The 12,178-nt window shown below is 56.9% G+C and carries 9 protein-coding genes; 7 read left to right on the forward strand and 2 right to left on the reverse strand.

What is annotated here, in order from left to right:
• The first annotated feature begins 5 nt into the window (after window positions 1-5).
• The gene (locus ROO76_18235; protein ID MDT8070109.1) at window positions 6-965 is read left to right on the forward strand and encodes an alpha/beta hydrolase; all 960 of its coding nucleotides are present in this window, start codon (window positions 6-8) and stop codon (window positions 963-965) included.
• 154 nt (window positions 966-1,119) lie between these two features.
• Here the strand turns inward: ROO76_18235 and ROO76_18240 are convergent, their stop codons facing one another.
• A complete protein-coding gene (locus ROO76_18240; protein ID MDT8070110.1) occupies window positions 1,120-2,454 on the reverse strand; it encodes an NAD(P)/FAD-dependent oxidoreductase in 1,335 nt (444 codons plus the stop codon).
• A gap of 274 nt (window positions 2,455-2,728) precedes the next feature.
• Here ROO76_18240 and ROO76_18245 point away from each other — a divergent pair, with 274 nt between their 5' ends.
• From ROO76_18245 to ROO76_18255, 3 genes are read left to right on the forward strand one after another with little or no spacing between them, the layout of a single operon-like run.
• Complete coding sequence (locus tag ROO76_18245) at window positions 2,729-3,358, forward strand: TetR/AcrR family transcriptional regulator (protein ID MDT8070111.1); 630 nt, start codon at window positions 2,729-2,731, stop codon at window positions 3,356-3,358.
• 22 nt (window positions 3,359-3,380) lie between these two features.
• A complete protein-coding gene (locus ROO76_18250; GenBank protein MDT8070112.1) occupies window positions 3,381-4,535 on the forward strand; it encodes an efflux RND transporter periplasmic adaptor subunit in 1,155 nt (384 codons plus the stop codon).
• The gene (locus ROO76_18255) at window positions 4,532-7,651 is read left to right on the forward strand and encodes an efflux RND transporter permease subunit (protein ID MDT8070113.1); all 3,120 of its coding nucleotides are present in this window, start codon (window positions 4,532-4,534) and stop codon (window positions 7,649-7,651) included. Before ROO76_18250 ends, ROO76_18255 begins: the two co-directional genes overlap by 4 nt.
• A 44-nt stretch (window positions 7,652-7,695) precedes the next feature.
• Here the strand turns inward: ROO76_18255 and ROO76_18260 are convergent, their stop codons facing one another.
• A complete protein-coding gene (locus ROO76_18260; protein ID MDT8070114.1) occupies window positions 7,696-8,760 on the reverse strand; it encodes an NADH:flavin oxidoreductase/NADH oxidase in 1,065 nt (354 codons plus the stop codon).
• Window positions 8,761-8,994: 234 nt separating this feature from the next.
• On the opposite strand from ROO76_18260, the gene dapF reads away from it, so the two are divergent.
• The 3 genes from dapF to mpl are packed head-to-tail and all read left to right on the forward strand — an operon-like array spanning window position 8,995 to window position 12,177.
• Window positions 8,995-9,798 carry a diaminopimelate epimerase gene (dapF, locus tag ROO76_18265; protein MDT8070115.1) on the forward strand — a complete coding sequence of 268 codons (804 nt, stop codon included), beginning with the start codon at window positions 8,995-8,997 and terminating at the stop codon, window positions 9,796-9,798.
• Window positions 9,795-10,748 carry an LD-carboxypeptidase gene (locus ROO76_18270; GenBank protein ID MDT8070116.1) on the forward strand — a complete coding sequence of 318 codons (954 nt, stop codon included), beginning with the start codon at window positions 9,795-9,797 and terminating at the stop codon, window positions 10,746-10,748. The genes dapF and ROO76_18270 overlap by 4 nt, the downstream gene beginning before the upstream one ends.
• 13 nt (window positions 10,749-10,761) lie before the next feature.
• Window positions 10,762-12,177 carry a UDP-N-acetylmuramate:L-alanyl-gamma-D-glutamyl-meso-diaminopimelate ligase gene (gene mpl, locus ROO76_18275; protein MDT8070117.1) on the forward strand — a complete coding sequence of 472 codons (1,416 nt, stop codon included), beginning with the start codon at window positions 10,762-10,764 and terminating at the stop codon, window positions 12,175-12,177.
• Window position 12,178 lies beyond the last annotated feature (1 nt).

A 12,178-nucleotide genomic window follows, 5' to 3' on the forward strand; every position in this document is an offset into this window, starting at 1 on the left:
GCTCTATGGCAGCACAGGCTCCGGCGCGTGTCGTCCGACCGAAACGGTTATTCACCATTTGTTACTACACATTTGTCGCAGCCTTGCTGATGGCCGCGTGGTTTCTATATCGTCCAACAACATTTTTAAGAGCGTACGCGAGGGCGCGCTTTGCCATGGCGGGCGCGCACAGCGGCATCGCGCAGGCTGGCTCTTATCGTATTCACTACTACGCGGCGGGTTCCGGCCGACCAATTGTGTTATTGCACGGCATGGGAGGCGACGCGTTGTTCTGGGCCGATTACTTGCCCACCTTAACCGCACATGGCCGGGTGTATGCGATCGACTTGCTGGGCCACGGGAGTTCCGACCACCCGGACGTGGATTACCGCGCCGCTCTTCAGGCAAAAGTTGTGCATGATTTCCTTGACAGCCAGAACATTCAACAAGCGGATCTGGTCGGTGTATCAATGGGAGCATTCGTTGCGCTGCATGTTGCCCGGCTCTGGCCGGATCGTGTGCGACGACTTGTCGTAGCAGATTCCGGTGGCATCATCTTTGACCCGAGTGTGCCGCAGCCAGCTTTTCCCCAAGATGTGGAAGCGTTCCGCGAGCTAATGACTCCCAAGCGCTCCTGGATTGGACCATTTCTGGTGCGAGACACATTGCGGCGCATGCAAGCCCAACGCGACGTCATGCAGCGTATCCTGCAGGTCAGAAATAGTGGTACCGACTTTGTTAATGGAAAGCTGCAATCGGTGAACATGCCGACGCTAATCATATGGGGGGAGCAGGATTTGCTAACTCCCTTGTCTTGGGGAAAAGCATTACATCAGCAGGTTCCCCAGAGCACGCTGGTGATCCTGAAAGGGTGCGGCCACATCGCGCTATACGATTGCCGAACGCAGGCGCTACCGCAGATGCAAAGCTTCCTTTCAAGCGTGAGACCGGAATCAGGAGGGCTCCGCACAATCTCTGCCGAATGACCGGCACACCGGGAGTTACACTCGGTGGTCTCTAGACCCGGAGTCTTGGGCACTAGCTCAGGCGGAGATTTCTTCCCGCTTGAGCTAGTGCCCAACTCCGAGTTTAGGGCACCGAAAAAACGCATACTACGCCCGCAGCCTCCGCACGAGGGCGCTAGGAAACCTTCCGCGTTTCGTGCGCTACTGCCTGATCTTCCCGTACGATGTAGTCGCTGTTTCCGGTAATCAGCCGAGCCCCGCGCTGGAAGGTGATATACGACCACGCCCACTCCAGCAGTACCAAGACCCGGTTCTTGAACCCGATCAGGAAGAATACGTGAACGAAGAGCCAGGACAGCCACGCAAGGAATCCTGAGAGATGGATTTTTCCGAGATCCGCAACCGCGGCAGCACGTCCAATCGTTGCAAGGCTACCTTTATCCCAGTATTCAAAAGCTTTGCGGGGCTTACCGTGGACGTCGCTCAGAATCGTCTTTCCCGCAAATTTTCCCATTTGAATTGCCGCGGGGGCGACTCCCGGCACCGGCTTTCCGTTCTTTTCCTTCACAGATGCCAAATCGCCGATGACGAATACGTTGGAGTAGCCCGGGATCGTGAGGTCCGGGTCGACGAGGACGCGTCCGGCGCGGTCGGTGGGAACTCCTAGTCTCCGCCCCAAGGACGACGCTGCAACTCCAGCGCTCCACAGTGTTACCGCAGAAGGAATTCTCTCGGTTCCGATCTCGACGTGATCACGTGTGATATTCGTCACCATGGCGTTGACTCTGACTTCGACGCCAAGATGACGCAACTGGCGCTCTGCGCTGTGAGAAAGGTCTTCCGGATACGCCGACAGCACCCGAGGGCCAGCCTCAACCAGGATGACGCGCGCTCGTTTCGGGTCAATGTGCCGGAAATCGGACGCAAGCACCCGACGAGCGATTTCGACGAGCGTTCCTGCAAGTTCAACGCCGGTGGGACCGCCACCGACGATCACAAAATTGATGGGGTTCTGCTGGCGCTCCATTCGCGCGTAACGTTCCGCGAGTTCGAAGGCCAGCAAGACGCGACGCCGGATCTCCGTCGCGTCCTCGATCGTTTTCAATCCGGGGGCTAAGCCTTGCCATTCCGTATGCCCGAAATAGTTGTGAGAAGCGCCTGTCGCGAGAATCAGGTAATCAAAAGCGATTTCGCCGCGCTCCCCGGGATCGCCGGCTAATTCATTCGGAGGCAGGTGAAGTATTTTGTTCTTCAGGTCGACATCTTTTACTTCGCCGAGAAGGACCTCGATATTGCGATACTTAGACAAGATGCCGCGAATCGGCATCGCAATCTCTCCGGGCGACAGACCCGCGGTAGCCACCTGGTACAAAAGAGGTTGGAATGTGTGATGATTCTTCCGGTCGATGAGAGAAACGCGAACAGGCTTGTTGCCGAGGGTTTTGGCAGCATAAAGTCCGCCAAATCCTCCGCCTACGATGACCACATGCGGCCTGGATGGAGCGTCCACATTTATCTGATTGCCGGCCCAGGGTATGGGTTCACAATTTAAATCTGTTCGCCAAGTTCAGGGTGACTCCGCGTACCGCCTAACGCTGGTCAGCAAGTTCTTTCCGCCGACATCGGTATGACATGCCATTTCGTGACCAGTCGGCGTGATTGGTTTTACGATTTTTCGATCATATTTCTTTACAAAATTTTCAGTTACGCTCCCCTATTCAGGTCGTCCAATCCTTTGACACGGGCAGCGTGTAAGTCTAGAGTAAGTAGATACTTACACGATTATGCCCGCAATCACACAGCAGCGTTTTTCCGCCGAAGATCGAAGAAACCAGATTCTGCAGGTAGCGACAGAATTGTTCGCCAGCAAGGGATACGAGGGAGCTACAACGCGAGAGATTGCACGCCGTGCACGCGTCAATGAGGCCATCATCTTTCGCCATTTTCCGACGAAAGAAGAGCTGTACTGGGCGGTTATTGAAGCGAAAGTCCAGAGCGCAGGGACCAAGGAATTCATGCGAGATATCCTGAATGCGGGCAAGCCTCTTCGCGAGACCTTTTCCGATCTCGCTGAAACAATTCTGCGTCGCCGCGAAAAAGACCAGACGCTCTCGCGGTTGTTGTTCTTCAGCGCGCTGGAAAACCACAGGCTGTCGCAGCGCTTTTTCCAGAGCTATGTGGCCGATTACTACGAGTTGTTGGGCGACTTTATCCAGCAGAGGATCGATGGAGGCCAGTTCAGGCACGTGGATGCGCAACTTGCCGCCCGCGGTTTCCTCGGCATGGTGGTCTATCACTCTCTGATTCAGGATTTGTTCGGAGGCAGCAAGTTCCATCCGTTCGATCTGCATGCAGCCGCCGAAAGCATGACCGACATTTGGCTCGAAGGGATGTTAAGCAAAACTACGTCATAAGTAGGGAATCAGGATTTCATATATGAATTTTCGTGCTCGGAGCTTTGCTGGCCTGCTAGGCGCGGCAGTGCTCATCTCACTGTTCTTCCTCTCGTCGTGTTCCACTCAGAAGACCGAGGCTGCCGGCAATAATGTGTCCCGTGCAGTGCCGGTAACCGTAGCCAAGGCCATTCGCCGCGACATGCCAGTCGTCATCACCGCTATCGGAAATGTCTCGCCTGTCCAAACCGTGCAGGTCAAGTCGATGGTCACGGCGGAAGTCATGCAGGTTCACTTCTCGGTTGGCCAGGATGTAAAAAAAGGGCAACTCCTTTTCACGCTGGATCCGCGGAGTTTTCAAGCAGATCTCGCCAAGGCCGAAGGCCAGCTTGCGAAAGATGAGGCCGCAGCGGCGAACGCGCGCATGGATCAGAAGCGCTATCACAGCTTGCTCAAAGAGGGTGTGGTCGCGCAGCAGCAGTATGATGCGATGGACTCCTCAGCCGCTCAGTACGACGCGGCGGTCCAGGCCGATAAAGCAGCAGTCCAATCCGCGCGGGTGAACCTCCAGTACACCAGGATCTATTCGCCAATTACGGGCCGCGCCGGCGATATTCTCGTTCATGCAGGTAACCTCATCAAGGCGAATGACCTTGCGATGGTTATCCTCAACCAGATCTCGCCCATTTACGCCGATTTCACAGTCCCGGAAAAGAATCTCGAAGAGGTCAGGAAGTACATGGCGCAAGGCTCGCTCAAGGTTGTAGCGACGTTGCCCGAAACGTCCGTTCCGCTCGCAGAAGGACGAGTCGCATTTATCGACAACACCGTCGATCGCGCCACGGGAACGATCGCGCTGAAAGCAGAATTCGGGAATGAGCGCCGCACCCTCTGGCCCGGCCAGTTCGTCAACATCAACCTGCAACTCACCACCGAGAAGAATGCAACGGTGGTGCCGACGCAGGCCGTTCAGAACGGCCAGAAGGGTCCCTACGTTTTCGTTGTGAAGGCCGATAAGTCCGTCGAGGCGCGAAACGTCGATCTTGGCCCCAGCGACAATACCGAGATCGTCATTCGTAAAGGGGTCGACGCCGGAGAGACGGTCGTAACCGATGGCCAGGTTCGTATCGTGCCCGGGTCGAAGGTGGAGTGGAACTCCTCAACATCTCTTGTGGAACCCCAGGGTAAGCAGTCATGAGTATTGCCGAGATCTTCATTAAGCGTCCGGTCATGACCACCCTGGTCATGGCGGCCATCTTGTTATTCGGAATTGTCGGTTACCGGGCACTTCCGGTCAGCGATCTTCCTGTCGTCGATTTTCCGACTATCCAGGTCTCGGCGTCATTGCCGGGCGCCAGTCCGGACACGATGTCGAGCGCGGTCGCAATGCCGCTCGAGAAGCAGTTCTCGACGATCGCGGGTCTCGACTCGATGACCTCATCGAACTCGCTCGGTTCCACGCAGATTACCCTGCAGTTCACGCTGGACCGCAATATCGACGCTGCCGCGCAGGATGTCCAGTCGATGATCTCGAAGGCCCAGCATGACCTGCCGCAGAACATGCCCTCGCCGCCGAGTTACCGCAAGGTAAACCCGGCAGATTTCTCGATTCTGCTGCTGACACTCAGTTCGCCAACGATGCGGCTTTCCGACATCGACGAGTATGCCGAGACGGTGATGGCACAGCGCATCTCGATGGTGAGCGGCGTCTCGCAGGTGAATGTATTCGGCGCGCAGAAGTACGCAATACACGCGAAACTCGATCCGGCGAAGCTGGCCAGCCGCCAGATCGGCATCGAAGACGTGGTTAATGCCATCCAGCACGGCAACGTGAACCAGGCAACCGGTACTCTTTGGGGGCATTACCAGGCATTCACCATACAGTCGAACGGTCAGCTCACAAAAGCTTCCGATTATGCCCCGCTGATTGTTGCGTACAAGGATGGCAAACCCATTCGTCTGGGCGACCTCGGACAGATTGTAGACAGTGTTGAGGACGAGCGTGTCGATAACTGGGTGTATCACGGGCGCGACGGCCAGCATTCGGTCATTCTCGGAATCCAGAAGCAGCCTGGAACCAATACCATCGAGGTTATCGACAACGTCAAGGCACTTCTGCCGGGCTTCCGCCAAAGAATCCCGGCGGCGATTAACATGGACATCCTGATCGATCGCTCGCAGTCCATTCGCGACTCGGTCAATGACGTGAAGTTCACACTGATGCTCACCATCTGCCTGGTCATCATGGTGATCTTCATCTTCCTGCGCAATGTCTCGGCAACGATCATTCCGAGCCTGGCCTTGCCAATGTCCATCGTCGGAACCTTCGCCGTGATGTACCTGGCGGGCTTCAGCGTCGACAATCTTTCTCTCATGGCTCTCACGCTCTCGGTTGGCTTCGTCGTCGACGACGCCATCGTTATGCTGGAAAACATCGTCCGACACATGGAGAACGGAGAAGCGCCGATGGAGGCGGCGCTGAATGGTTCGCGCGAGATTGGTTTCACCATTCTGTCCATGACCATTTCGCTCGCGGCTGTATTCATCCCGGTCTTCTTTATGGGCGGAGTTATCGGTCGCTTGCTGCACGAGTTCGCAGCCGTGATCATGTCAGCCATTCTCGTCTCTGGTGTTGTTTCACTGACGCTGACACCGATGCTGGCGAGTCGATTCCTCAAACCACCGAAGGAATCGCATCATGGGGCACTCTTCAATTGGACGGAACGGGTGTTCCAGGGTTTGGTACGGTTCTATGACGTCACTCTGCGTTACGTCATCCGCCACAGTTTTGCCACCCTGATGTTCTCGTTTGCAATTCTCGGTGTTACGGCTTACATGTTCGTCGTTGTTCCTAAAGGCTTCCTGCCCACCGAGGACATCGGCCAGATCCGGGTCTCCACCGAGGCAGCTCAGGGAATCTCCTTCGAAGATATGGTGCGGCACCAGCGTGCGGCAGCGAAAGTCATCAGTGAAAACCCGAGTGTAAGGGCATTCATGTCCTTTACAGGTGACGACAATACCGGCCGCATGTTCCTGCAATTGAAGGATCGACACGAACGGCCTCACGCGTCGGTCATCGTGCAGCAGCTTCGCCAGAAACTGGCGAAGATTCCGGGCATTACCTCCTACGCCGTCATGCCCGACATCATCCCCATCGGTGGACGCTTCTCGAAGAGCCAATACCAGTTCACGTTGCAAAGCCCGGATACGGCTCAACTGTACGAATCGGCGCAGAAGCTCGAAACGAAGATGCGCGACGTTCAGCAGATACAGGACGTCACGAGCGACTTGCAGTTGAAAAATCCGCAGATCAATGTCGACATCGATCGTGACAAGGCATCCGCATTGGGCATCACCGCGGAGCAGATCGAGAACACGTTGGGTTATGCGTATGCCCAGTCACAAGTTTCGACGATTTACAGGCCCAACGACACCTATCGAGTCATCGTCGAGTTGATGCCCCAGTATCAACTGGATCCGCAGGCGCTCTCGCTGCTGTATGTTCGTTCGAACACCGGACAACTGGTGCCGCTCAGCACGGTTGCGAAGCTAACTCGTACCGTGGGGCCGCTTACCATCAATCACCAGGGCCAGTTACCGGCCGTGACCATCTCGTTCAACTTGAAGCCAGGAGCCGCGCTCGGTGATGCCGTCAATCAGATCGACCGTTTGGCACGGGAAAATCTGCCGGATACGGTCTCTTATGGGTTCCAAGGCACCGCACAAGTCTTCCAGCAATCCATTAAGGGTCTCGGTGGGCTGCTAATCCTTGCCATTCTCGTCATCTACATCGTGCTGGGGATTTTGTACGAGAGCTTCATCCATCCCATCACGATTCTCTCCGGCTTGCCTTCCGCCGGACTGGGAGCGCTGCTTACGCTGATGTTGTTCGGGATGGATCTGAACCTCTATGCGTTCGTCGGCGTAATCATGCTGATCGGCATCGTGAAGAAGAACGCCATCATGATGATCGACTTCGCGCTGGAAGCGGAACGCAAGGAAGGGAAGGATGCCGCCTCGGCGATTTACGAGGGCTGCCTCATCCGATTCCGTCCGATCATGATGACGACCATGTCGGCGCTGATGGGAACATTGCCAATCGCGCTCGGTCTCGGCGCTGGAGCTGAATCACGGCGTCCGCTGGGATTAGCTGTAGTTGGTGGCTTGATGATCTCGCAGTTGATCACGCTCTATATCACGCCCGTGATCTACGTCTACCTCGACCGCCTGCAGCACTGGCGCAAAGCCAAGCCGACGTCGGAAGCTGGGCGGGGACGCGAACTGCAGGAACCCGAAGCGGTGTGGTCGAAGTAATCTGGATAGAGCACGCATGTGTTCAATCGTGAATACGTGTGGGCTTAGTTTTTTGCCCTGACGTACTGCACCGGCCATTCCGCTTCTACTCCCAGTTCTTTTGCCGCATGTAGTGACACGTAGGGATCGCGCAGGAACTGGCGGGCCATCAGGATCAGGTCGGCGCTGCCCTCGGCGAGGATCGCTTCCGCTTGTTTCGCTTCGGTGATCAGTCCAACTGCGCCTGTCGGAACGCCGCCCTCTCTCCGAACCTTACGGGCGAATGGTACCTGGTATCCCGGTCCCAGCGGGATCTTCGCGCCGGGTGCAATACCACCGCTCGAGCAATCGATCAGGTCGATTCCCAGAGGCTTTACCATCCGTGCGAGTGCGACCGAATCCTCGGGACTCCAGCCGCCCTCAACCCAATCGGTCGAGGAAATCCGCAGGAATAACGGCAGTCGCTCCGGCCAAACCTTGCGAACGGCTCCAATGATCTCCCGGAGAAAGCGCGTGCGGTTCTCGAACGCGCCGCCATACTGGTCAGTGCGCTTGTTTGTAATGGGCGAAAGAAACTCGTGAATTAAATAGCCGTGGGCTCCGTGCAGTTCGATGACACGAAATCCCGCTTCGTGTGCCCGGTTGGCCGCATCCGCGAACGCTTTCACCACGCGCTGAATCCTCGCGTGATCCAGTGCCTCGGGCACAATGCTTTTTTCGCTGAATGGCACCGCGCTGGGTGCGTAGACCGGCCTCCATCCTCCATCTGTCACCTCGACGCTCCCGCCCTCCAGCCATGGCGGCGAAGTCGAGGCCTTGAATCCCGCATGAGCTAGTTGCATCGCCACCACCGAGCCCTGGGCGTCGATGAACCGCACAATCCGCGCCAGCATCTCGATGTGTTCGTCCTTCCAAATCCCCAGATCTTGAGGGCTGATCCGCCCCTCGGGTAGCACCGCCGAAGCTTCTGTGAAGATCAGGCCGGCGCGCCCGACCGCGCGTGACCCAAGGTGTACAAGATGCCAGTCATTGGCGAATCCGTCTTCGCTGGAATACTGGCACATCGGAGAAACTACAAGTCGGTTAGGGAGATGAAGGTCTCGGAGGACAAGTGGTTCGAAAAGACGCATAAAAAGAATATAGATGATTGGCCGACGGGCATGCGCGTAGGCGCGCCGTGGACGGAACAGACGCCGGTCGACTCTTGTTTGGCTGCTTCCCTCAGGTACATGACTCGCCAACCCTCAAAACCGTAAGTCGTTCGGTCTGTATACGCTAGAATCTCGCCAATAAGTTTTGGAGAATGCGGTAATTGCTGCGAACCGAACACAACACTCCCAGCAGGTGAAGAGGGCCAAAGCCGAGTGAAGAAGAGCTCCATCGTACCTTTTGTCAAAGCCACCGCGTGTGGAAACGACTTTCTTTTAATTTCCAGCGAACATGCTCCGGGGGACGCCGCTGCGTTCACGCGAGCTATTTGTGACCGGCACAACGGCATTGGCGCTGACGGCGTCGAGTGGTTATATGAATCAGACCAGCCGATGACCTCAGATCTCCGGATCAGCCTGATTAATGCCGACGGCTCTCCGGCTGAACTCTCCGGCAACGGAACACGCTGTGTCGCGGCATGGCTGGTATCCGAGCGGGGATTAACGGCGCCGAGAATCGCAACCGACGCCGGAATCAAGATCGCGACCCTCATTCGTCGCGAGAGAAACGAATTTGAGTTTCAAACTGCCATGGGAAGACCCGTTCTTGGAGAAGAGATCACCCTCAAGCTTCCGAGTGGCGAAGTGCGCGGCCGGGAACTCTCGATGGGGAACCCGCAGTTCGTGATCTTCGTTGACTGGTTCGAGGACAGCTGGCAAACCATGGCTTCGGCAGCGGGGCGGAACGCGCATTTCCCGCAGGGAACCAACGTCGAACTCGTGAACCTGGTTGGCCCCCAGGAAATCGAGATCCGGATCTTCGAACGTGGTGCTGGCGAGACGATGTCGTCCGGAACCGGATCCTGCGCTTCCGCCGTAGCGGCGATAGCCGCCGGAAAGGTGCAGTCGCCCGTACGCGTCGTGGCTCCCGGGGGAATGCAAACCGTGATGTGGGAGAATGGCGAAGTGACACTTACAGGCCCGGCGAAAATTCTCTGCAAGGGCGAATTCTACTTATGACAGCCCGTGCTACGAGAAAAACCAAAATCCTCCGTCCGGCGGCGCTCCGGCCCGGAGATACGGTCGGAATTGTCGCGCCCGCCAGCAACATCGACGAGAAGGCGCTGAAGTCGGGAACGCGCAATCTTCAACATCTTGGCTACGAACCGGTATTCCTGAACTCAATTCTCTCGCGTGACATATTCTTCGCTGGTTCCGCGGAACGACGCGCCGGCGAACTCGAAGCGATGTTCGACAACGACGACCTTCGGGCCGTACTCTGCGCTCGCGGCGGATACGGCAGCAATCACCTGCTGCCACTGCTCGATATTCGCAAATTCAAGAGGAACCCGAAGATTTTCGTTGGTTACAGTGACATCACGTCGCTGCTGACGTGGTTCGTTGATAACGGCATGGTCGCATTTCACGGCCCCATGGTGACCAAGGACTTCGCGCACGTCGGCGGCTGGGATGAAGACGTTTGGGAAGCAGTAATGGAAGGGCAGGGCTGCGTAATGGAGTTCGGGCCGGGCAGTGCCGTGGAAAGCCTGCGAATTGGGGAGGCAAAAGGAATCCTATATGGCGGCTGCCTGTCTATTCTCGTCGCGTCTCTGGGAACGCCGTATGAAATTCAGACGGACGGCAAGCTGCTCTTCCTGGAAGATATTGGCGCGAAGCCATACCAGGTCGACCGCATGCTGATGCAGTTACGACTTGCCGGCAAGCTGCGAAGAGTGAAGGGGATCATCTTCGGAGAAATGCTGGACTGTGTCCAACCCGGGGGCCAGGATTATTCGCTGAAAGAAATCATCCTCAGGGTGCTGGACGGTCTCAATATCCCCATTGCGTACGGATTTCCCAGCGGGCACGTGCGGTCTGGCAACGTCGTGCTCCCATTCGGAGTAGCGGCAGCGCTCGAAGTGAGCAGGAAACGCATTCGATTTAGTATGGAAGCGGCGACCATCGCCTAGGCTCAACTTGTTCATGTCATCTCGTCATATTCATCTCATCGGAATCTGCGGCACCGCAATGGCATCACTGGCCGGGATGCTCAAACATCGCGGATACAGAGTCACCGGCTCCGACGCAGCAGCGTATCCGCCTATGTCGGAGTTCCTCGGCTCAATCGGTATTCCAGTCGCGCAACCCTACGGCGAAAAGAATGTCGAACCCGTCCCAGACCTAGTCATCGTGGGCAACGCGATTTCGCGCGGTAATCCCGAACTGGAGTACGTGCTGGACCGCCGTATTCCCATGCAGTCGATGGCGCAACTGGTCCACGAAGAATTCCTTCGCGGAAAGCAGTCGCTGGTTGTGGCGGGTACGCATGGCAAGACCACGACCACGTCGATGCTGGCGTGGATCTTTGCGAATGCTGGGAAAGCTCCATCGTTCCTCATCGGGGGCATCGCTGAAAATTTCGGCTCCAGCTTTGCCGTGACTGACGGGCCGGAGTTCATCATCGAAGGCGATGAGTACGACACCGCATTCTTCGACAAGGGGCCGAAGTTTCTACACTACTTTCCGGACGCAGTGATTCTCACCTCCGTCGAATTCGACCACGCGGATATCTACAAGAGCCTCGACGAGGTCAAGACGGCGTTCAAGCGCCTGGTTAACCTGGTCCCGAAGCGCGGGCGCATCATCGCATGGGATGGCACAGCAAACGTTACGGAATGTGTAGCGCGCGCGTTTTGCCCGGTAGAGAGGTATGGTTTCTTCGCTGAATCCTTCTGGCGGATCGAGGACGTGCGCTACGAGCCAGAGCTGACTTCATGGCGGGTGCTTTGCGAGGGGCAACCGTGGGGCGAGTTCAGTTTCGCGCTTGCCGGTCAGCATAACGTCTTGAACGCAACGGCGGCGGCAGCCCTGGCTTCGGCGTATGGCATTACGACCGAACGGATAGCCGCGGGCCTGGCCTCTTTCCGCAGCGTAAAGCGTCGACTGGAGGTCAAGGCCGAACTAAACGGCATAACCATCATCGACGATTTTGCGCATCATCCGACAGCCATCGCCGAGACACTGAAAGCCTTGCGCGGGCGATATTCCGGCCGACGTCTGTGGGCAATTTTGGAGCCGCGCTCCAACACGCTTCGCCGCAATGTTTTTCACCAGGAACTGGCCAACAGCCTGTCTCTCGCGGATGAAGTTGTCGTCGCCGGTGTCTTCAAGTCCGACGCCATTCCGGAACGCGAGCGCCTGGACATTCGCGACGTAGTAGCCCTGGTAAACAAACAGGACCGTCGGGCACAGTTCTTCGAGACGGCGGATCAAATCGTGGACGCCATCGCGCCAGAGTTGCGGGCGGGAGACGTCATAGCCATCCTGAGCAATGGCGGCTTCGGCAACATCTACGAAAAGCTGCCAGAGCGCATTCGGGCGATGGCCGCGGGGCGATAGC

The sequence above is a fragment of the Terriglobia bacterium genome (assembly GCA_032252755.1).
Taxonomy (GTDB): Bacteria; Acidobacteriota; Terriglobia; order Terriglobales; family Acidobacteriaceae; genus JAVUPY01.

Excerpts from the sequence above, each read along its gene's own strand:
- ROO76_18235 (MDT8070109.1), top strand. The coding sequence starts at position 6 with ATGGCAGCACAGGCTCCGGCGCGTGTCGTCCGACCGAAACGGTTATTC.
- ROO76_18245 (MDT8070111.1), top strand. The coding sequence starts at position 2,729 with ATGCCCGCAATCACACAGCAGCGTTTTTCCGCCGAAGATCGAAGAAAC.
- ROO76_18250 (MDT8070112.1), top strand. The coding sequence starts at position 3,381 with ATGAATTTTCGTGCTCGGAGCTTTGCTGGCCTGCTAGGCGCGGCAGTG.
- ROO76_18255 (MDT8070113.1), top strand. The coding sequence starts at position 4,532 with ATGAGTATTGCCGAGATCTTCATTAAGCGTCCGGTCATGACCACCCTG.
- ROO76_18260 (MDT8070114.1), bottom strand. The coding sequence starts at position 8,760 with ATGCGTCTTTTCGAACCACTTGTCCTCCGAGACCTTCATCTCCCTAAC.
- ROO76_18270 (MDT8070116.1), top strand. The coding sequence starts at position 9,795 with ATGACAGCCCGTGCTACGAGAAAAACCAAAATCCTCCGTCCGGCGGCG.
- mpl (MDT8070117.1), top strand. The coding sequence starts at position 10,762 with ATGTCATCTCGTCATATTCATCTCATCGGAATCTGCGGCACCGCAATG.